At 72.9% G+C, this 19,904-nt stretch carries 15 protein-coding genes; 12 read left to right on the top strand and 3 right to left on the bottom strand.

Features of this window, described 5'->3' with window-relative positions; all coding sequences use genetic code 11:
* The first annotated feature begins 1 nt into the window (after nt 1).
* The 4 genes from pcaH to pcaC all read left to right on the top strand — a co-directional run bounded on the left by pcaH (nt 2) and on the right by pcaC (nt 3,739).
* Nucleotides 2-751: a protocatechuate 3,4-dioxygenase subunit beta gene (gene pcaH, locus AB0K67_RS10160; protein ID WP_364055938.1), complete on the top strand. Its 750-nt coding sequence runs from the start codon at nt 2-4 to the stop codon at nt 749-751.
* Nucleotides 748-1,272 (top strand): protocatechuate 3,4-dioxygenase subunit alpha, encoded by a 525-nt coding sequence (gene pcaG / locus AB0K67_RS10155; protein ID WP_364055935.1) that lies wholly within the window; start codon nt 748-750, stop codon nt 1,270-1,272. Before pcaH ends, pcaG begins: the two co-directional genes overlap by 4 nt.
* Nucleotides 1,259-2,506, top strand: coding sequence for a 3-carboxy-cis,cis-muconate cycloisomerase (gene pcaB, locus AB0K67_RS10150; protein ID WP_364055933.1), 1,248 nt, complete (start codon nt 1,259-1,261; stop codon nt 2,504-2,506). Before pcaG ends, pcaB begins: the two co-directional genes overlap by 14 nt.
* A 144-nt stretch (nt 2,507-2,650) precedes the next feature.
* Nucleotides 2,651-3,739: a 4-carboxymuconolactone decarboxylase gene (pcaC, locus tag AB0K67_RS10145; RefSeq protein ID WP_364055930.1), complete on the top strand. Its 1,089-nt coding sequence runs from the start codon at nt 2,651-2,653 to the stop codon at nt 3,737-3,739.
* 107 nt (nt 3,740-3,846) lie between these two features.
* Here the strand turns inward: pcaC and AB0K67_RS10140 are convergent, their stop codons facing one another.
* Nucleotides 3,847-5,205 carry an MFS transporter gene (locus AB0K67_RS10140; protein WP_364055927.1) on the bottom strand — a complete coding sequence of 453 codons (1,359 nt, stop codon included), beginning with the start codon at nt 5,203-5,205 and terminating at the stop codon, nt 3,847-3,849.
* 206 nt (nt 5,206-5,411) lie between these two features.
* On the opposite strand from AB0K67_RS10140, the gene AB0K67_RS10135 reads away from it, so the two are divergent.
* The 3 genes from AB0K67_RS10135 to AB0K67_RS10125 all read left to right on the top strand — a co-directional run bounded on the left by AB0K67_RS10135 (nt 5,412) and on the right by AB0K67_RS10125 (nt 8,931).
* A complete protein-coding gene (locus AB0K67_RS10135; RefSeq protein ID WP_364055924.1) occupies nt 5,412-6,254 on the top strand; it encodes a shikimate dehydrogenase in 843 nt (280 codons plus the stop codon).
* A 109-nt stretch (nt 6,255-6,363) separates the two neighbouring features.
* The gene (locus AB0K67_RS10130) at nt 6,364-8,193 is read left to right on the top strand and encodes a TIM barrel protein (RefSeq protein ID WP_364055921.1); all 1,830 of its coding nucleotides are present in this window, start codon (nt 6,364-6,366) and stop codon (nt 8,191-8,193) included.
* 81 nt (nt 8,194-8,274) lie between these two features.
* On the top strand, nt 8,275-8,931 hold the full coding sequence (locus AB0K67_RS10125) for a TetR/AcrR family transcriptional regulator (protein ID WP_364055918.1): 657 nt from the start codon (nt 8,275-8,277) through the stop codon (nt 8,929-8,931).
* A gap of 191 nt (nt 8,932-9,122) precedes the next feature.
* On the opposite strand, the gene AB0K67_RS10120 is transcribed toward AB0K67_RS10125, so the two are convergent.
* Entirely contained in the window at nt 9,123-10,169 is a 1,047-nt protein-coding gene (locus tag AB0K67_RS10120; RefSeq protein ID WP_364055915.1) for a LacI family DNA-binding transcriptional regulator, read from the bottom strand.
* Between the two features lie 314 nt (nt 10,170-10,483).
* On the opposite strand from AB0K67_RS10120, the gene AB0K67_RS10115 reads away from it, so the two are divergent.
* The gene (locus tag AB0K67_RS10115; RefSeq protein WP_364055912.1) at nt 10,484-13,132 is read left to right on the top strand and encodes a glycoside hydrolase family 78 protein; all 2,649 of its coding nucleotides are present in this window, start codon (nt 10,484-10,486) and stop codon (nt 13,130-13,132) included.
* 22 nt (nt 13,133-13,154) lie between these two features.
* Here AB0K67_RS10115 and AB0K67_RS10110 read toward each other — a convergent pair whose 3' ends face one another.
* A complete protein-coding gene (locus tag AB0K67_RS10110; RefSeq protein WP_364055909.1) occupies nt 13,155-14,273 on the bottom strand; it encodes an acyltransferase in 1,119 nt (372 codons plus the stop codon).
* A 146-nt stretch (nt 14,274-14,419) separates the two neighbouring features.
* Here AB0K67_RS10110 and AB0K67_RS10105 point away from each other — a divergent pair, with 146 nt between their 5' ends.
* The 4 genes from AB0K67_RS10105 to AB0K67_RS10090 all read left to right on the top strand — a co-directional run bounded on the left by AB0K67_RS10105 (nt 14,420) and on the right by AB0K67_RS10090 (nt 19,871).
* Nucleotides 14,420-14,968: a hypothetical protein gene (locus AB0K67_RS10105; RefSeq protein ID WP_364055906.1), complete on the top strand. Its 549-nt coding sequence runs from the start codon at nt 14,420-14,422 to the stop codon at nt 14,966-14,968.
* Between the two features lie 861 nt (nt 14,969-15,829).
* A complete protein-coding gene (locus tag AB0K67_RS10100) occupies nt 15,830-17,071 on the top strand; it encodes a serine hydrolase domain-containing protein (protein WP_364055903.1) in 1,242 nt (413 codons plus the stop codon).
* 225 nt (nt 17,072-17,296) lie between these two features.
* On the top strand, nt 17,297-18,133 hold the full coding sequence (locus tag AB0K67_RS10095; protein WP_364055900.1) for a hypothetical protein: 837 nt from the start codon (nt 17,297-17,299) through the stop codon (nt 18,131-18,133).
* A gap of 136 nt (nt 18,134-18,269) precedes the next feature.
* Nucleotides 18,270-19,871, top strand: coding sequence for an ABC-F family ATP-binding cassette domain-containing protein (locus AB0K67_RS10090; protein ID WP_364055898.1), 1,602 nt, complete (start codon nt 18,270-18,272; stop codon nt 19,869-19,871).
* Nucleotides 19,872-19,904: the final 33 nt, after the last annotated feature.

The following is a 19,904-nucleotide window of genomic DNA, read 5'->3' as shown; positions in this document are numbered from 1 at the left end:
TATGTCCGAACCCCTCCAGCAAGCCGACATCGACCGCGAGATCGCCGAGTACGCCGGTCGTCCCCCCACGCCGTCCGGCCATCCCGCGCGCGACTACGCCCCCTACCGCAGCACCCTGCTGCGCCACCCCAAGCAGCCGCTCATCCCCGTCAAGGACCCGGAGGCGGCCGAGCTGACCGGGCCGGTGTTCGGGGCGACCGACGTGACGCCGCTCGACAACGACCTCACCAAGCAGCACCTCGGCGAGCCGATCGGCGAGCGCATCACCGTGCGGGGCCGGGTGCTCGACCGGTCGGGACGTCCCGTACGCGGCCAGCTCGTCGAGATCTGGCAGGCCAACGCGGCAGGACGCTACCTGCACCAGCGCGACGACCACCCGGCGCCGCTCGACCCCAACTTCACCGGCGTGGGCCGCTGCCTGACCGACGACGAGGGCCGCTACATGTTCACCACGATCAAGCCTGGCCCCTATCCGTGGCGCAACCACCGCAACGCCTGGCGGCCGGCGCACATCCACTTCTCGCTGTTCGGCACCGCGTTCACGCAGCGGCTGGTCACCCAGATGTACTTCCCGGGCGACCCGCTCTTCCCGTACGACCCGATCCTGCAGTCCGTCACCGACGAGCGGGCGCGGCAGCGGCTGGTCGCCGAGTACGTGCACGACCTGTCCGAGCCGGAGGTCTCGCTCGGCTACCAGTGGGACATCGTGCTCGACGGCCCCGCCGCGACCTGGATGGAGGAAGGCCGGTGAACCCCACCCCCTCGCAGACCGTCGGCCCGTTCTACGGGTACGCGCTGCCCTTCCCCGGCGGCGGCGACATCGCGCTCGGCGGCATCGCCGTCCACGGCTACGTCTACGACGGCGCGGGCGACCCGGTGCCGGACGCGCTGCTGGAGTTCTGGCAGGCCGACGAGAACGGCGAGCTGCGCGGCGCGCCTGGCTCGCTGCGCCGCGACCCCACCAACGGGGCCGTGCTCGGCAGGAACGGCGTCGTCTTCACCGGCTTCGGCCGTGTCGGCACCGACCAGGACGGGCACTGGGCGCTGCGCACGGTACGGCCGGGAAACGGGTACATCAGCGTGTGCGTGTTCGCCCGAGGTCTGCTGCACCACCTCTACACCCGCATCTACTTCGGGCAGGACCCCTTCCTCGACTCCGTGCCCGCGGAGCGGCGGCACACGCTGCTGGCCGAGCAGGAGCGCGACGGGGTCTACCGCTTCGACATCCACCTGCAGGGCGAGAAGGAGACGGTCTTCCTTGACTTCGGCTGATCCCGCGGACCTCGGCCTGCTGTCCCCGATGCGGGGCGCGGCCGGGGCCACCGGGGACGCCGCCGTGCTCCAGGCCATGCTGGACGCCGAGGCCGCGCTGACCCGCGCCCAGGCGGCGCTCGGCCTGGCGCCCGCCGAGGCCGCGCCGGCGGTCACCGCCGCCGCCCGCGCCGAGGCGTTCGACCTGCCGGGGCTCGTCGTGCGGGCTCGCTCGGGCGGCAACCCGGTGATCCCGCTCGTGGCCGACCTGCGCCGGGCGGCCGGCCCCTACGGCGCGTACGTGCATCGGGGCGCCACCAGCCAGGACATCCTCGACACCGCCCTGATGCTGGTCGCCCACCGGGCGCTCGGGCCCGTGCTCGCCGAGCTGGACGGGGTGATCGAGCGGCTGGCCGCGCTGGCCGCCGAGCACCGCGACACGCCGATGGCCGCCCGTACGCTCACCCAGCAGGCGGTGCCCACGACGTTCGGGCTCAAGGCGGCGGGCTGGCTGACGCTCTGCGCCGACGCCGCGGAACGCCTCGAAGCCGCCCGCCGCGCGCTCCCCGCCCAGCTGGGCGGCGCCGCCGGCACCCTCGCCGCCTTCGAGTCCGACGCGCGGGCGCGCCTGTCCGGCTCGCGGGAGCCGGACAGGCGGCAAGCGCCGAACGGGCACTCCGAGCCGGACGGGCGGCAAGGGCCGGACGGGCGGGTGCTCGCGCTGGAGCTGCCCGCGCGGTTCGCCGCCGAGCTGGGGCTGGCCGCGCCGGCGCTGCCGTGGCACGTGCTGCGCACACCGGTGGCCGACCTGGCGCACGCGCTGGCGTTCGCGGCCGGGGCGCTGGGCAAGCTGGCGGCCGACGTCCTGGTGCTGTCCCGCACCGAGATCGGCGAAGTGATCGAGGGCGTGGGCGGCGGGTCGTCGTCCATGCCGCACAAGCACAACCCGGTGCGGGCCACGATGATCGCCGCCGCCGCCCGCCAGGTGCCGCCGCTCACCGCCACCCTGTACGCCTCGCTCGCCGCCGAGGACGAACGCCCCTCCGGCGCCTGGCACGCCGAGTGGCAGCCGCTGCGCGAGGCCCTGCGCCTGGTCGCGGGCGCCACGAGGGACGCCGTGGAACTGGTCGCCGACCTGCGCGTGCACCCGGACCGCATGGCGGGGAACCTGGCCGTCGAAGGCGACCCGGGCCCGGCCTCGGCCCTGGTGGACCGAGCGCTGGCCCGCCACCACGAGAACCGGCGAGAAACCTGAGGAGGCCGGCAGAGCCGTCACCCAGCCCGTGAAAGCGGCCTGAGCCCATCCACGGAGCCGCCGCGCCGATCACCCAAGGCGCGAACAGGCGCGGTCTCCGTACGTCACCACGGAAGCGAAACACCGAGACAAGGCACGCCATTGATGTTGCACTACCGTCTGGACGGCCCCGAGCGGGGAGAGCCGCTCGTTCTCGCCCCCTCGCTCGGCACCACCACCCGCCTGTGGGAGCCGCAGGTGCGGACGCTGGCCCGCAGATACCGGGTGCTCAGGTTCGACCTGCCGGGCCACGGCGGCTCCAAGCCGATCCCCGCGAGCACCATCGAGGACCTCGCCGGGCTGGTGCTGCGGGTGGCCGAAGCGGCAGGGATGGAGAGCTTCCACTACGCGGGCGTCTCGATCGGCGGCGCGATCGGCGCCACGCTGGCCGTCCGCCACCCCGCCAGGCTCAAGTCGCTGGCGCTGGTGTGCTCCAGCGCGCATTTCGGCGACCCGGCGGGCTGGCACGAGCGTGCCGCGCTGGTGCGGGCCGAGGGCACCGCGCCGCTGGTGGAGGGCGCGGCGGGCCGCTGGTTCGCGGGCCCGCCGGAACAGGCGCTGCTGGACGACCTCGCCGCCGCCGACCCCGCCGCGTATGCCGCCTGCTGCGACGCCCTGGCCGCCTACGACCTGCGCGCCGAGCTGGCCGCGATCAGCGTCCCGACCCTGGTGGTGGCCGGACGCGAGGACCCGGCGACGCCGCCCGCGCACGCCAGGGAGCTGGCCGACGGCATCTCCGGCGCCACGCTCGTCGAGCTGCCGGGCGCCGCCCACCTGGCCACGATCGACCAGCCGGACCGCGTCACCCGGGCCCTGCTCGGCCACCTTCCCGCGGCCCCCGGCATGCAGGTGCGCCGCGAGGTGCTGGGCGACGCCCACGTGGACCGCGCGATCGCCCGTACCACGGACTTCACCAGGGACTTCCAGGACTTCATCACCCGCTACGCGTGGGGCGAGATCTGGACCCGCCCCGGCCTCGACCGGCGGACGCGCAGCTGCATCACGCTCACCGCGCTCGTCGCGCGCGGCCACCTGGACGAGCTGGCCATGCACGTACGCGCCGCGCTGCGCAACGGCCTCACCCCCGACGAGATCGGCGAGGTGCTGCTGCAGAGCGCCGTCTACTGCGGCGTCCCGGCCGCCAACGCCGCCTTCGCGGTGGCCCAGCGCGTCCTGAACGAGGAGACGGCCTGACCCGCCGGTCCGGGCCGCGGCGGGTCGAGCCACGGGGCGCTGAGACCGCCGCAGGCTGAGCCGCGGGGCTCCGAACCGGGGCGGCCCGGAGCCGATGGCAGGCCGGGTCAGCGGGCCGAAGCCGGCGCGGGGGAGGTGCCGAGCTCTTTCGTCGGCACCCGGTACGTCTCCCGCGCCGTGGCCACCGCGATGGCGCTGATCGCGCACAGGATCGCGGTGAACACCCCGACGCCGGTCCACCCCTGCAGCCCGAGCCAGCCGTCGGGGGAGACGATCCCGGCCGCGGACGCCACGGCGAACCCGGCGATGGCGAACCCGATCTGCGTGCCGATCGCCATGCCGGACAGCCGTACGCGGGTGCTGAACATCTCCCCGTACAGGGCGGGCCAGATGCCGTTGGACGCGCTGTAGACCACGCCGAGCGTGAGGATGCCGACGGCGAACACCAGCGGATAGCTGCCCGCGTTGATGGCCGCCAGGTACGCGAAGATCATGATCGGGCTGCCGATCGCGCCGATGAGGAACACCGGCTTGCGCCCGATCCGGTCCGACAGCCGCGCCCACAGCGGGATCGCGACGAGCGCGACGGCGTTGGCGGCCACGCCGACCCAGAGCATGGTCGCGTTGTCGAGGCCGATCTCGTCGCTGGTGGCGTAGTTGAGCGCCCAGACCGTGAAGATCGTGCTGACGGTGGCGATGAGCGCCGCGCACACCACGCGCAGCACGCTCGCCCAGTGCTCGCGGAAGAGCTCGGCGAGCGGCAGGCGCGGCACGGTGCCGGCGGCGACCTCCTCTTCGAAGGCCGGGGTCTCCTCAAGCCGCCGCCTGATCATGTAACCGGCCACCGCCACGGCCACGCTCAGCCAGAACGGCACCCGCCAGCCCCAGCTCAGCAGCTGCTCATCGGGCAGTGCGGCCACCGGGATGAAGACGAACGTGGCCAGGATCTGCCCGAACTGGGTGCCGTTCAGGGTGAAGCTGGTGAAGTAGCCGCGCCGGTCGGTGGGGGAGTGCTCGAGCGTCATGGAGTTGGCGCTGGCCTGCTCGCCCGCCGCCGACAGCCCCTGCATGATGCGCAGCAGCACCAGCAGCACGGGCGCGGCCCCGCCGATCTGCTCGCGCGTGGGCAGGCAGCCGATGAGGAACGTCGACAGCCCCATCAGGACGAGCGTGAACACCATGATCTTCTTGCGGCCGAACCTGTCGCCGATGTGGCCGAGGAAGAACGCGCCCACCGGCCGGGCCGCGTAGGCGACGCCGAAGCTGGCCAGCGACTGGAGCGTGGCGGTCGCCGGGTCGGAGTCGTCGAAGAACACCTTGCCGAAGATCAGCGCGGCGGCGCTGCCGTAGATGAAGAAGTCGTAGTACTCCAGCGCGCTGCCGATCCAGGCGGCGAAGGCGGCCTTGCGCGGCGTTCCCCTGCTCAGGGGGCTGCCTGGGGAGTTGCCTGGCGAGTTGTCGGTCACGTGGGCTCCTCGGGCTTCTGGTGAGCGTGGTGGCGGCGGCCCCCGGCGCCGGTTACCCGTGTTTTACGAACTAGATAGTTAATTAACGTGGGAGCAATGCTGACGTGGCGCGGGTCACATGTCAAGGACGTCTTCCCGGGGGAGCGGCTCGTGCGTTATAACGAACTCACTAGTCCGTACGTTATTGGCCGGCCGAGGAGAACCGCATGACCTCGTACCTGATCGGGCTGATCGGCTCGGGCATCGGTCCCTCGCTGAGCCCTCCGCTGCACGAGCGCGAAGCCGCACACCACGGCCTGCGCTACGTCTACCGGCTGCTCGACACCGACCGGCTCGGCGACGACGCCGGTGAGCTGCTGCGCACGGCCCGCCGCTTCGGCTACGACGGGCTCAACATCACCCACCCCTGCAAGCAGGCCGTCATCCCGCACCTGGACGAGCTGTCGCCCGACGCCGCCATGCTGGGCGCGGTCAACACGGTCGTCTTCGACGGCGAACGCGCCGTCGGCCACAACACCGACTGGACGGGCTTCGCCGAGTCGTTCACCCGCGGCCTGCCCGGCGCGCCCACCCGCCACGTCGTCCAGCTCGGGGCGGGCGGCGCGGGCGCCGCCGTCGGGCACGCGCTGCTCACGCTCGGCGCGGACGTGCTGACCGTGGTGGACGCCGACCCCGGCAGGGCGGCGGCGCTCGCCGACCGGCTCGCCGAGCGGCACGGCGCGGGCCGCGTGCGGCAGGGCCGTACCGCAGACCTGCCCGCGCTGCTGGAGGGCGCCGACGGCCTGCTCCACGCCACGCCCACCGGCATGGCGCACCACCCCGGGATGCCGCTGCCCGCCGAGCTGCTGCGCCCCGAGCTGTGGGTGGCCGACATCGTCTACCGGCCGCTCGAGACCGAGCTGCTCAAGCAGGCGAGGGCGCTCGGCTGCCGGACACTCGACGGCGGCGGCATGGTCGTCTTCCAGGCCGCGCACGCGTTCCGCCTGTTCACCGGCCGTACGCCCGACGCCGAGCGGATGCTCGCCCACCTGACCGACCTGACTGACTGAGCCGACCCTGACCGAGCCGACCCTGACCGGGCTGATTCTGACTGGGCCGACCTACTGGGCCGACCTTGTTGGACCGACCCGATCGGCCGGTCGCGGCCGAGGAGGAGCCATGCGCAAGTCGATCGCCACCGTGTCGGTGAGCGGCACGCTGACGGAGAAGCTGGCGGCCGTGGCCGCCGCGGGCTTCGACGGTGTGGAGATCTTCGAAAACGACCTGCTCGCCTGCCCGCTCCCGCCCGAGGAGATCCGGGCCAGGGCCGCCGACCTCGGGCTCACCATCGACCTCTACCAGCCGTTCCGCGACTTCGAGTGCGTGCCGAGAGCCCGGCTGCGCGCCAACCTGGAGCGGGCCGAGCACAAGTTCCGCCTGATGGAGCGGCTCGGCGCGGATCTGCTGCTGGTCTGCTCGAACGTCTCGCCGGAGACCATCGCCGACGACGGGCTGGCCGCCGAGCACCTGCGGCTGCTCGCCGAGCGGGCCGCCGAGCACGGCATCCGCATCGCGTACGAGGCGCTGGCCTGGGGCAGGCACGTCAACGAGTACCTGCACGCCTGGCACATCGTGCGCCAGGCCGACCACCCCAACCTCGGCACCTGCCTGGACAGCTTCCACATCCTCTCGCGCGGCTCCGACCCGCTCGGCATCGAGGCCATCCCCGGCGAGAAGATCTTCTTCCTCCAGCTCGCCGACGCGCCGCTGCTCGCCATGGACGTGCTCCAGTGGAGCCGCCACCACCGCTGCTTCCCCGGCCAGGGCGGCTTCGACGTGGCCCGGGTGGTCAGGCACGCGCTCAACGCCGGGTACGCGGGCCCGCTGTCCCTTGAGGTGTTCAACGACCACTTCCGCCAGGCCGGCACCGCGCGGACCGCCCGCGACGGCATGCGCTCGCTCATCGCGCTCGAAAGGCAGCTCCAAGGGGCGGTGCACCCGTCGGTGCCGGCGGGGTTCGCCTTCGCCGAGCTGTCCGGCACCGGCTCGCTGGGCGGGGTGCTGCCCGCGCTCGGCTTCACCCGTACGGGGCGGCACCGCGGCAAGCCGGTCGAGCTGTGGTCGCAGGGCGCGGCCCGCCTCCTGGTCAACGAGGCCGGTGCGGGTCAGGGGCCGGGGCTGCTCGCGATCGGCCTGGACAGCCCGGACCCCGGCCGTGCCGTCGAGCACGCAGAGTCGCTGCTGTCGCCCGTCCTGCCGCGCGAACGTGCGCCGCAGGACGCGATGCTGCACGCGGTCGCCGCGCCCGACGGCACGGAGATCTTCTTCTGCGACGACGGCTGGCTCGCCGACTTCCCGCCGGAGGACGGCTCCTCCTCGGACGACGGCTCGCCCCGAGGCGGCGGTTCCCCCTCGGCAGGCGGCTCCCCGGGGCACGGAGGCGGCGGGATCACCCACATCGACCACGTGGCGCTCGCCCAGCCGCCGCACTACTTCGACGAGGCCATGCTGTTCTACCGGGGCGTGCTCGGCCTGCAGCCGCAGGAGAGCCTGGAGGTGCCCGACCCGTACGGGCTGGTGCGCAGCCGGGCGATGTCCACCCCGTCCACCCCGTCCACCCCGCAGGGCACGGGGGAGGGGCCTGGCGTGCGCATGGTGCTCAACCTGGCCCAGGTCGGCGCCGGCCAGCCGCCGCCCCAGCACGTGGCGCTCGCCTGTACGGATGTGCTCGCCGTCGCCCGCAGGCTGCGCGCCGAGCATCCGGAGCTGCTGCTGCCGATCCCCGCCAACTACTACGACGACCTGGAGGCCCGCCACGACGTGCCGCCCGAGCTGCGGGAGCTGGGCGTGCTGTACGACCGCGACGAGCGCGGCGGCGCGTTCCTGCACCTCTACACGGTCACCGTGGGCCGGGTGTTCTTCGAGCTCGTTCAGCGGGTGGACGGATACGACGGCTACGGCGCGGTCAACGCCCCCATCCGCCTCGCCGCCCAGCACGCGGCCCCATGACGGCCCCCATGACGGCCCCCATGACGGTATGGCCGGCGGCCGGTACGCGAGCAGCCCCGCGGGGCCGCCTATGATGAGCGAATGACCTCGTCTCCCGCCACCGCCGAGCGCCGGCGGGACGCCGACCGCACGCGGGCGGAGATCCTCGACGTCGCTCAGCGCGAGTTCGCCCGTTACGGCTACGCCGGGGCCAGGGTCGATGAGATCGCGGCCCGCATGCGCACCACCAAGCGCATGATCTACTACTACTTCGGCAGCAAGGAGCGGCTGTACATCGCCGTCCTGGAGAAGGCGTACTCCGAGGTGCGTGCGGTCGAGCGCACGGTCGACGTCGAGCACCTGGAGCCGGTCGAGGCCATCCGCACGCTCGCCGAGCTGACGTTCGACCACCACGACGCCCACCGCGACTTCATCAAGCTGGTCGCGATCGAGAACATCCACCAGGCCGAGCACATCCGCAAGTCGGAGGTGCTGGCCAACCTGGGCGCGCCGGTGCTCGACCTCATCACCCGCATCCTGGAGGCCGGGCGGGCCAGCGGCGACTTCGTCACCGAGGCCGACGCCATCGACGTCCACATGATGATCAGCGCGTTCTGCTTCTTCCGCGTGGCCAACCAGCACACCTTCGGCGCGCTGTTCGGACGCGACATGACCGCGCCCGAACACCGCGACCGGCTGCGCCGCATGGTCGGCGAGATGGTGGTCGGCTACCTCTGCGGCGCCGGCGAACGCGGCTGACGGCCCGGCCGCGCCCCGGCTCACCGGCCCGGCCGCGCCCCGGCTCACCGGCCCGGCCGCGCCCCGGCTCACCGGCCCGGCCGCGCCCCGGCTCACCGGCCTGGCCCGCCGCGGTCTCGCCCTGGCCCGCCCGGCTCGCCGACCCGGTCCGGCCCCCGACCCTCCTAGGCGGCGGCCTGTCCCGCTCGGCCCTACCCCTGGTCGGCGGGGGCGGGGCCGGTGGAGCGGCGTGGCACCAGGGTCGGGGTGACGGAGAAGCGCATGGCGGCCGCACGCCCTTCGACGCGTTCGAGCAGCAGCCGTGCCGCCGTCCTGCCCATGAGCACGCCGTCCTGATCGACGCTGGTGAGCGAGATGTTGGCCATCGCCGCCAGCTTGGTGTTGTCGTAGCCGGCCACCGACATATCGCCGGGCACCGACAGTCCCGCCTCGTGCAGGGCCGCGAGCGCGCCGAACGCCGCCTGGTCGTCGCCCGCGAAGATGGCGGTCGGCCGGGGCGAACGGGCCAGCAGCTCGCGCGTGCCGTCGTAGCCGCCCTCCTCGGTCCAGCTCGTGACGGCGATCGCGATCTCGGCGGCCAGGCCGTGCTCGTCCATCACCCTGCGGTAGGTCTCCGCCCTGGTCAGGTGGGGCAGTGCGAGCGGCCGGCCGCGTCCGGGGCAGCGCTGCGAGATGTGGCCGATGCGGCGGTGGCCCAGCTCGATGAGGTGGCGCACGACCAGCTCGGTGCCGGCGTCATCGTCGTCGAAGACCGCGTCGTACGCCGATGAGCGCTCGTGGCGGCCGAGCACGATGAGCGGCATCTCGGCGGACACCTCCTCCAGCCGTGACTTCGCGGTGAGGGGCGCGATCATCAGGATGCCGTCCACCTGCCGGTCGATCAGCGCCTCGATCGCCCGGCTCTCGGCGGCCAGGTCCGTGCCGCCGCCCTGGACGAGGATGGCCTGGTAGCTGGTGCCCGCGAGCTGCTCGTTCACGCCGTCCAGCACGTCGGCGAAGAACGGGTTGCGGATGTGGGGGAGCAGCACCCCGATGGTGAACGTGCGCCCGCGCATGGCCCTGGCCGCCGCGTGGGGACGGTAGCCCAGCTCCTCGATGGCCGCCTTGACCCGGTCGCGCATGGCGGGGCTGGCGCCGTAGGCGTTGCGCAGCACCTTGGAGACGGCGGTGGTGGACACCTGGGCGTGGCGGGCCACGTCCGCGATCGTCACCCGCCGCCTGGGCCCGCGCTCCGCCATGAGTCCCGCCTTCCGTTCGTCGGTGACGAGTGTAGGAGCCCGCGCTGCCACCCGGCAGCCTGGTGAGCAACGATGCCCTGAAAGCGACGTCCAAAGTCGCCATTCGGCGCAGGAGCTGGGGTGAGGAGTGGACATCGTTTTCCACAACAGCGTCTTGACGCACCCTCACGCGGCGTTTTACGTTAGCTCGCGGCGACGCTGTTAAAACGTTTCAAGCTTTCCCGCTGATCTCCGTACTCCTCATCCGCCTCGTCCGCACGACCGTGGCCGGCATCGACCGCCGGGGCCATCAAGGGCCGACCTGAAGGAGCGCCTTGCTACACGTCACACCACCCACCTTCGAGCACCACCGCGACCCCCTCGGCATCGGCGAGAGCCGCCCCCGCCTGTCCTGGACCGTCGCCACCGACCTGCCCGGCTGGACGCAGGCGGCGTACGAGATCGAAACCCGCACCGCGAACGACGCGAGCGAGACATGGCGCGTCGAGTCGGCGGAGTCGGTGCTCGTGCCCTGGCCCGCCGAGCCGCTGCGGTCGCGCGAGCGGCGCGAGGTCCGCGTCCGCGTCCACGGCGGCGACGGCTCCGCGAGCGACTGGAGCCCCTGGGCGGCGGTCGAGACCGGCCTGCTGGAGCCCGCCGACTGGCGTGCGGGGGCCGCCGCGCCGCCCCGTGACCTGCTCGGCCCGCCCGACGGCCCCGCCCTGCTGCTGCGCCGCGACTTCACCCTGCGCGGCCCCGTCGCGAGCGCCCGCCTGTACGTCACCGCACACGGCCTGTACGAGGCCGAGCTGAACGGCCGGGTCGTCGGCGACGACGTGCTCGCCCCCGGCTGGAGCAGCTACGACCGGCGGCTGCGCTACCGCACCCACGACGTCACCGGACTGCTGCGCGAGGGCCCCAACACGATCGGCGCGACCCTGGCCGACGGCTGGTACCGCGGCAGGATCGGCTTCGGCGGCGGCAAGACCGAGGTCTGGGGCGACCGTACGGCGCTCATCGCCCAGCTGGAGATCACCTACGCCGACGGCGGCACCGACCTGGTCGTCACCGACGAGCACTGGCGCTGCGCCACCGGCCCGATCACCGCCACCGGCCTGTACGACGGCGAGCGCTACGACGCCCGCCTGCTGCCCCAGGGCTGGTCGGAGCCCGGCTTCGACGCCTCCGCATGGACGCCCGCCGAGGTGCTCGACCACGACCCCGCCAGGCTCGTCGCACCCACCGGCCCGCCGGTGCGCAGGGTCGAGACGCTGCGCCCGCGGCAGGTGCTCACCGGGCCGTCGGGGGAGACCATACTCGACTTCGGGCAGAACATCTCCGGGCGGTTGCGCATCCGCGTCCAGGGCCCGGCCGGGCACACGATCACCCTGCGCCACGCCGAGGTCTTGGAGAACGGCGCGCTCAGCCTGCGCCCGCTGCGGCACGCCGCCGCCACCGACACCTACACGCTGCGCGGCGACGACGCCCCGGAGCAGTGGGAGCCCCGCTTCACCATGCACGGCTTCCGCTACGCCCAGATCGACGGCTGGCCGGGCCCCCTACCCGACGGCCTCGAGGCGGCGGCCGCAGGCGGCGATGCGCAGGTGGCCGAAGACGGGTTCGGTGACGGGGACGGCGCGAAGACGGGGATCGAAGCGGTCGTGTGCCACACCGACCTGCGCCCCACCGGCTCGTTCCGCTGCTCCGATCCCGACCTCAACCGCTTCCACGACAACGCCGTCTGGAGCCTGCGCGGCAACTTCGTGGACGTGCCCACCGACTGCCCCCAGCGCGACGAACGCCTCGGCTGGACGGGCGACCTCCAGGTCTTCGCGCCCACCGCGTCCTTCCTCTACGACTGCGCGGGCCCGCTGTCCTCCTGGCTCGCCGACCTCGCCGCCGAGCAGGCCAAGCTCGGCACCGTGCCGCACTACGTGCCGTGGGTGCCGCTGATGCCCGCCGAGCCCGCCGCCGCGTGGGGCGACGCGGCCGTCATCGTGCCCTGGGTGCTGTACCAGCGCTACGGCGACGTCGGGCTGCTGCGCACCCAGTACGCCGGCATGAAGGCGTGGGTGGACCACATCGCAGAACGGGCGGGCGAGAGCCACCTGTGGGACACCGGCTTCCAGTGGGGCGACTGGCTCGACCCGGCCGCGCCGCCCGACAAGCCGGGCAAGGCACGTACGGACCCCGCCCTGGTCGCCACCGCCTACCACGCCAGAACGGCGCGGATCGTCGCCGAGACCGCCGCGCTGCTCGGCCACGACGATGACGCGGCGCGCTACGCGGCGCTGGCCGGCGAGGTGCGGGCGGCGTTCGCGCGCGAATTCGTCACCCCGTCGGGGCGGCTGGCCTGCGACACGCAGACCGCGTACGCGCTGGCGATCTGCTTCGACCTGCTGGAGACGCCGCGGCAGCGGAAGCGGGCGGGACGGCGGCTGGCCGAGCTGGTCGCGGCCGACGGTCACCGCATCGGCACGGGGTTCGTGGGCACGCCGCTGATCTGCGACGCGCTGGCGGCGGTCGGCGAGTACGGCACCGCCTACGAGCTGCTGACCCAGCGCGAGTGCCCGTCGTGGCTGTACCCCGTCACGATGGGCGCCACCACGATCTGGGAGCGCTGGGACAGCATGCTGCCCGACGGCAGCGTCAACCCGGGCGAGATGACCTCGTTCAACCACTACGCGCTGGGCGCGGTCGCCGACTTCCTGCACCGTACGGTCGCCGGGCTCGCCCCCGCCGCCCCCGGCTACCGGCGGCTGCGGGTCGCGCCGCGTCCCGGAGGCGGGCTGACCGAGGCGGAGGCGGCGCTCGACACGCCGTACGGGCCTGCCCGCGTCGCCTGGACCAGGGCGGGCGGCGAGCTGACCGTCACCGTCACCGTGCCGCCCGGCGTGACCGCCGAGCTGGACCTGCCGTTCAAGGGCGCGCCCGCCGAGGTGGGCGCGGGCACCCACACCTTCACCGGCGAGCCGCAGGAGTGAGCCGGGCGCGGGCCCGGCGCGCTCAGCCGGGCCCGCGCGCCGCCAGGCGCTTGCCGAGTCGCTGGGCCGGCGCCTCGACGACGTGGTACGTGAGGATGCTGAGCGGAATCAGGACCAGGAGGTAGAGCGGCAGGTTCGGCAGCACGTGCAGCAGGATCGGGTGCAGCAGGTAGACGGAGAAGCTGATCACGCCGAGCCGCGGCAGCCAGGCGGGGAAGGTGCGCTCGCGCAGCCGGTACGCCAGCCAGAACGCGCAGAACGCCAGCACGATCGCCGGCGCCCAGGCCGGGTCGTCCTTGGCCGGCAGGCCGCAGCCCAGCACCACCAGTACCGCCGCGATCGCGGCCCGCCAGGAGATCGTGCCCTGCTCGGCCCGGTACATCGCCGTGCCGGCGAACATCGTGGCCAGGATGATCACGCCTTGCCAGGTGCCGCCCCTGCTGCCCAGCACCACCAGCGCGAGGCCCAGCAGCCCGCCCGCGACCGCGCCCGCCGTCCTGAGCGCGCCCCTGCCCAGCACGGTCACCGCGACGGCCGCGACCACCGCGAGGCCGAGCGACGCGGCGAGCAGGTCCGCCCGCCCGCCGATGACCGCCTTGGGCAGCAGCAGCCCGAGCGGCACGGCGGGCACCGCCAGCGCCACCGCGATCCCCGCCGACCGGTGCGACTGGCCGGCCGCGAACAGCGCCGCGCACATCAGGTAGAAGGCCATCTCGTACGACAGCGTCCAGGTGACGTTGATGACGGCGGGCAGGTTCAGCAGCTCCTGGAGCATGGTCACGTTGCCGAGCACGACCAGCGCCGCCGGCCGGTCGCCCAGCCCGTCCGGCACCGGCAGCGCCCCGGCCAGCGCTAACCCGAGCAGCAGCGCGCAGGCGACCAGCAGCAGCGGCAGCAGCCGGAACGCCCGGCCGGTCCAGAACGCGCGCAGATCGCCCTTACGCTCCAGCGAGGCTGGGATGATATAGCCGCTGACCAGGAAGAAGACGAACACGCCCCAGGTGCCCACGTCGACGCGCCGGTCCACCTCCGCCCAGATGCGGGGGATGAACGTCCAGCCGGCGTGATGCAGGGTGACGGCCAGCGCTGCCGGCCCTCGCAGGGCATCCAGCCAGGCCAACCGGGCGGGGGCCAGGAACATCTGCCGCAGTCTAGGCCATGTGCCGCGCCGGGCCGTTTCCCAGGGCGGGCGAATCCGGAATGAAGCCCTGTCGGATACCAGGTACCGGTATGGCGTGCGATCTTCTATCTTTACCGTGACATTGCGTCACGAAGGAGATGTCGATCGTGAAAAGCCTATCTGGCCGAGCCGTTCTCCGTACCAGCGCCGTCGCCGCCGTCGCCCTGGCCGGTGGCCTGCTCGTCGCTCCTCCCGCGAACGCCGCCGCGCCCGTCACGAGCGCGCCCGCCGTCACGACGGTGACGCTGACCGCCCAGCAGGCCGCCGCCGCGCGCCCGCGCAACGGCCGCATCCTCTACGACCGCATCAGCGGCGGGCTGGGCCAGCTCAAGATCAAGAACGGCACGTCGCGTGACGGCGTCGTCGCTCTGGTCAAGGGCAGGAAGAAGGCGATCAGCATCTACGTGCGCGCGAAGTCCAGCGCGACGATCCGGGACGTCAGGGACGGCACGTACACCATCTACTTCACCACCGGCACCCGCTACAGCGTCTCCAAGGGCCGCTTCACCCGCGGGGCCAGCTACCAGCGCTTCAACAACCGCCTGCGCTTCACCACGACCTCCCGGACGCGGACCATCTGGACGATCACCCTCAACCCGGTCAAGGGCGGCACCGCGCGGACGAGCCACGTCAACCCGAAGGACTTCCCGGCCTAGCCGGGTCGCTTGCGTGGAACGGCCGTGATCGAGGCGCCGGCCGAGCCGTCCGATCGCTGACCGCGACCCGTCCCGGCTCGGCTGACCAGCAGCCGTGCAAGCCCGGACACCGGCCCGCCACACGGGGGTCATGGGGCCCGCTGGTCACGGGTTTCCGTGTCGGGTCGGGCCGCCCCCGGGGGTCATAGGCCCGCTGGTCGCGGGTTTCCTTGCCGGGTCGGGTTGCCGTCGGGGGTAGTAGGCCCGCTGATCACCGGTTTCTGTGCCGGGTCGTGCCCCGCTCGGGTGTTACAGGCCCGCTGGTCAGGGGATTCCCCGCCAAGCCGTCCCGCGCTCGGGGCCGGCGGCTGCGCGCCCCTTTCCGCAGCCGCCACCCCGCATCGGCCCGCTTGTGACCTGCCGCCGCTCCGCCGTGAGGCGCATCTGGCCTGCCGGCGCTCTCCCGCCGGGGCGCCTCAGGTCCGCTACCGCCTTGCGGCCGCCTCGTTTTGGCTCGCCCGCCGCTCCGCTGTCGGCACGTCACCGCCCCACCTCCGGCGCACGGCCGTCCCGCCTCCAGCCCGCTTGCGCCCGCAGGCACCTCGCGTCCGTCCCGTCGTCGTGCGTCCGGCTTGCTGACAGCCTGCCGCGCTCGGTCGTCGCCCCGCCACTGGCCCGCGGCCCGTCCGTCGCGTCCGGGCGCCGTCGCGTCCGGTCGCCGTTGCGTGCGGCGCCGTCGTGCGGCCGTCCCGCCCAAGCTGCGTTGCTACCCCGCCGTTGGCCGGTCGTCGGTGCGGGGGTGGTTTCTTCGCTCTGGGCGATCAGGACCCCGGGCGGAGATCATTGTGGTAGGAAAGATCCCCTTGTTGCCTCAATATCGTTATGCTCACTAGACGCCGACTGCTCCAGGTCGGTGCCGGAATGGTGCCCGCCGTCGTGCTCGGCTCCGAGGCCGCCCACGCCAGTGCGATCCCGACGACGGGGGTCGTCCCCAGCGCGCTCGCGGGCTTCGACAACGCCATGAAGACGTACATCGCCGAGCGGAACATCTCCTGCGCCCAGCTCGCGGTGGCGAAGAACGGCAAGATCCTGCTGGCCCGCGGCTACGGCTCGTACGTCGCGAACGGCAAGACCGTGGCGGTGCAGCCGACCTCGCTCTTCCGCATCGCCAGCCTGAGCAAGAGCCTGACCGGGGCCGCGCTGGCCCGCCTGGCCCAGGACGGCAAGGTCGCGCTCGGCGCGAAGGTGGCGGACCTGCTCGGGCTGTCCACCTCGGCGGATCCGCGGCTGAAGGACGTCACGCTGTGGCGGCTGCTGCAGCACACCGGCGGCTGGGACCGCAGCGTGTCCCCGGACCCGCTCTGGTACGACCAGGGCATCGCCTCCGCGCTGGGCGTGTCGCTGCCGATCGACCACGACGACATCATCAAGTACGTCACGGCGAGGAAGCTCGACTTCACCCCGGGCAGCAAGTACGCCTACAGCAACTACGGCTACATGCTGGCCGGCCGGGTGATCGAGAAGCTGTCGGGCATGAGCTACGAGACGTACGTCCGCAACACGCTGCTCGCCCCGGTCGGGATCACCCGGATGCGGCTGGGCAGGAGCCTGCGCTCGCAGGCGTTCCCCACCGAGGTGACGTACGAGTCGCAGTACACCAGGAAGAGCGTCGTGGACGACTCGGGCGAGGTGGTGCCCTACCCGTACGGCGGCTTCAGCATGCCGAACCAGGACGCCAACGGCGGCTGGCTCGCCTCGGCGGTCGACATGGTCAAGTGGGGCTTCGTCTTCGACGCCTCCGGCCCGGTGCTCAACAAGACGTCGATCGGCCGCGTGTTCGCCAAGCCGGAGACGGGCGTCAACTCGAACGGCTCCTGGTACGGCCTCGGCTGGCACGTCCGTACGAACAATCTCGGCACGCTGAACACCTGGCACACCGGGTCCATGCCGGGCACGTACAGCTTCCTGGCCAGGATCCAGCACGGCGTCAGCTACTGCGCGATCTTCAACCGGCGCGAGGAAGAGGGCACGCCCGACTTCGACTCCATCGACCCGATCCTCGGCAAGGCGACCGGGGCCGTGAAGACGTGGCCCACGACGGACCTCACCTCGCGCTACTTCTGAGCGCTCCGCCGCTTCGAGTGCCGAGCCTCTTCCGAGCGCACGCGCCTCTTCTGAGCGGCGCGTCACTCCCGTGACCGCCACGCAGCGGAGCCCGGCGATCCCCGGCCGTGACGACGGCGGGGGATCGCCGGGCAAAGGATGCCTCATCTGCGGATTCGGCTTGACGAGCGATCTTAGATGCACCAGATTGTTCGCGTCTTTCAGCACCCTCAACAAGGAAAGCGAATGAAGCGAACCCTTATCGGTGCGGTCGCCGTCGCGGGCCTGGCGCAGTTCTTCGCCGCTCCCGCGCACGCCGCCCCCACCACGGATCCGGTCAAGGCGCTGCAGTCCCAGTTAGGGCAGGGCAAGGCGGTCAACCTGCAGGCCACCGCCAAGGTGACCTACAAGGCCGGACAGGTGGCCACCTCCGCCCTCGACGGCACCATCGGCTTCGGCCCGCGCGGGCCCGTCGCCTCCGACGTGGCCCACACCCTGCAGTACAGCCCGGCCCTGCTGCGCACCATGAAGAAGACCAGCCCGGCCGAGACCGAGGCCCTTCAGGCGGGGCCGATCCGCATGCTCTCCTCCGGTGGCGTGAGCTACGTCTCCGGCCCCGTGGTCGAGCAGGCGCTGCCGCCGGGCACGAGCTGGGTGCGCTACCGCAAGGTCGTCCAGCCGCCGAGCAACCTCGTCGTCGAGCCGCTCGACCCGGCCACGCTCAAGACGCTGGTCGCAGGCCGCACCTCGTGGAAGAACGGCATCCTCAAGGGCAGCGTGAAGGCCAGCAAGCTCGTCAAGTCCTCGAAGCCGTTCGCCGCCTTCTACGGCACGGGCTTCACCGCCAAGCGCGACGGGAAGATCGCCTACACGATCTACTTCGGTGACAAGGGCCTGGTGCGGCGGGTCGTCGCCAAGGCGACGCTGCCGATCGGCAAGAGCACCGTCCAGGTCGAGTCCGACACCCGTTACCGTGACTGGGGCCGCGAGGCGACCGTGCTGCTCCCGCTCGAGGGCGACGTGATCGACCGCAGCGAGGTCAAGGACGACACGCCCGACCAGGTGCCGGGCATCTGGAACTGACCCGCAGGAAAATCCGTGGCGGGCCCGCGCGGCCCGCCCGTACACTGATCCGCATGTCTACGCCCCGGACTTCTTAGCCCAGGACACCGGCTTCACGTCACCCTTGTGTCCTTGAGCTTTTCCGGAGCGTCATCCCATGCTTACCTTCCGTGGCGTCGCCGTGCGCGCCGGCGCCTCTCTGCTCATGTCCGGTGTCACCGGTCACGTCGCCCCCGGCGACCGCGTCGGCCTGGTCGGCCGCAACGGCGCGGGCAAGACCACCCTCATGAAGACCCTCGCCGGGCGGCTCCAGCCCGCCTCCGGCGAGATCGTCCGTACCGGCCCGGTCGGGTACCTGCCGCAGGACCCGGCCGCGGCCGACCCCGCGAGCACGGTCATCGGCCGCATTCTGTCGGCTCGCGGCCTCGATGAGGCCGTACGCGAGCTGCGCGCCGCCGAGACGGCGCTCGCCGAGACCGCCTCGGCCTCCCCACAGGCCGCAGAGAAGGCCATGGCCCGCTATGCCAGGGCCGAGGCCGAGTTCCAGGCGCGCGGCGGCTACCCGGCGGAGGCGGAGGCCGCCCGCGTCGCCGCCGGGCTCGGGCTGCCCGACCGGGTGCTCGACCAGCCGCTCGGCACGCTCTCCGGCGGTCAGCGCCGCCGCGTCGAGCTGGCCAGGGTCCTGTTCGCCGAGCCGGGCGTGCTGCTGCTCGACGAGCCGACGAACCACCTCGACCGCGACTCCATCGCCTGGCTGCGCACGTTCCTGCTCGGCTACCCGGGCGGGCTCGTCGTCATCAGCCACGACACGGACCTGCTCGCCGACGTGGTCAACCGGGTCTGGCACCTGGAGGACGGCACGCTGGAGATCCGCAACATGGGCTGGGAGGCGTACCTGGCCGAGCGGGAGGCCGACGACCGGCGCAGGGCCAGGCTGCGCGCCGCCGCCGAGCGCAAGGCCGCCGCGCTGCGCGCCCAGGCCGACCGCATGCGGTCCCGCTCGTCCACCGCCGTGCGCGCCCGCGACATGGCCCGCCGCGCCGAGCGCATGCTCGCCGAGACCCGCCCGGTGCGGCGCGCCGCCAAGGTCGCGCGGTTCCGGCTGCCCGAGCCCGCGCCCTGCGGCCGCACGCCGCTCGGCGCGATCAGCCTGACCAAGTCGTACGGCGGCCTGCCCGTGCTGACCGGCATCGACCTGGCCATCGACCGCGGCAGCAGGCTCGTCGTGCTCGGGCTGAACGGCGCGGGCAAGACCACCCTGCTCAAGATCCTCGCCGGGCATGAGCGGCCCGACTCCGGGCGGGTGGTGCACGGCCACGGGCTGCGCCTCGGCTACTTCGCCCAGGAGCACGACACCCTCGACCCCGCGCACACCGTCGGCCGCCACCTCGCCGAAGCCGCGCCGCACCTCAGCGACGGCGAGGCGCGGACGGTCCTCGGGTCGTTCCTGTTCGGCGGGGACGACGTGGACAAGCCGGTGGGGGTGCTGTCGGGCGGCGAGAAGACCAGGCTCGCGCTGGCCGGTCTGGTCAGCTCGCAGGCGAACGTGCTGCTGCTCGACGAGCCCACCAACAACCTCGACCCGGCGTCCAAGGCCGAGGTGCTGGGCGCGGTGGCGGCGTACGAGGGGGCCGTCGTGATGGTCACCCACGACGAGGAGGCCGTCGAGGCGCTCGCCCCTGACCGGGTGCTGCTGCTGCCCGACGGCGTCGAGGACATGTGGAACGAGGAGTACGCCGAGCTCGTCACCCTGGCCTAGCGGCCGGGTCGTCGCCGGCGTGAGGGGCGCGTG

The organism is Nonomuraea sp. NPDC052634 (assembly GCF_040678535.1).
In the GTDB taxonomy this organism is placed as follows: domain Bacteria; phylum Actinomycetota; class Actinomycetes; order Streptosporangiales; family Streptosporangiaceae; genus Nonomuraea; species Nonomuraea fastidiosa.
Note: the sequence above shows the minus strand (reverse complement) of the source record. Positions and strands in the feature narration are given on the sequence as shown.

What these genes read in the sequence shown, in the direction of transcription:
- AB0K67_RS10120 (WP_364055915.1), bottom strand. Translation starts at nt 10,169, where the DNA reads ATGGCGGAGCGCGGGCCCAGGCGGCGGGTGACGATCGCGGACGTGGCC.
- AB0K67_RS10110 (WP_364055909.1), bottom strand. Translation starts at nt 14,273, where the DNA reads ATGTTCCTGGCCCCCGCCCGGTTGGCCTGGCTGGATGCCCTGCGAGGG.
- AB0K67_RS10135 (WP_364055924.1), top strand. Translation starts at nt 5,412, where the DNA reads ATGACCTCGTACCTGATCGGGCTGATCGGCTCGGGCATCGGTCCCTCG.
- AB0K67_RS10130 (WP_364055921.1), top strand. Translation starts at nt 6,364, where the DNA reads ATGCGCAAGTCGATCGCCACCGTGTCGGTGAGCGGCACGCTGACGGAG.
- AB0K67_RS10090 (WP_364055898.1), top strand. Translation starts at nt 18,270, where the DNA reads ATGCTTACCTTCCGTGGCGTCGCCGTGCGCGCCGGCGCCTCTCTGCTC.
- pcaC (WP_364055930.1), top strand. Translation starts at nt 2,651, where the DNA reads ATGTTGCACTACCGTCTGGACGGCCCCGAGCGGGGAGAGCCGCTCGTT.
- AB0K67_RS10125 (WP_364055918.1), top strand. Translation starts at nt 8,275, where the DNA reads ATGACCTCGTCTCCCGCCACCGCCGAGCGCCGGCGGGACGCCGACCGC.
- AB0K67_RS10095 (WP_364055900.1), top strand. Translation starts at nt 17,297, where the DNA reads ATGAAGCGAACCCTTATCGGTGCGGTCGCCGTCGCGGGCCTGGCGCAG.
- AB0K67_RS10100 (WP_364055903.1), top strand. Translation starts at nt 15,830, where the DNA reads ATGCTCACTAGACGCCGACTGCTCCAGGTCGGTGCCGGAATGGTGCCC.
- pcaH (WP_364055938.1), top strand. Translation starts at nt 2, where the DNA reads ATGTCCGAACCCCTCCAGCAAGCCGACATCGACCGCGAGATCGCCGAG.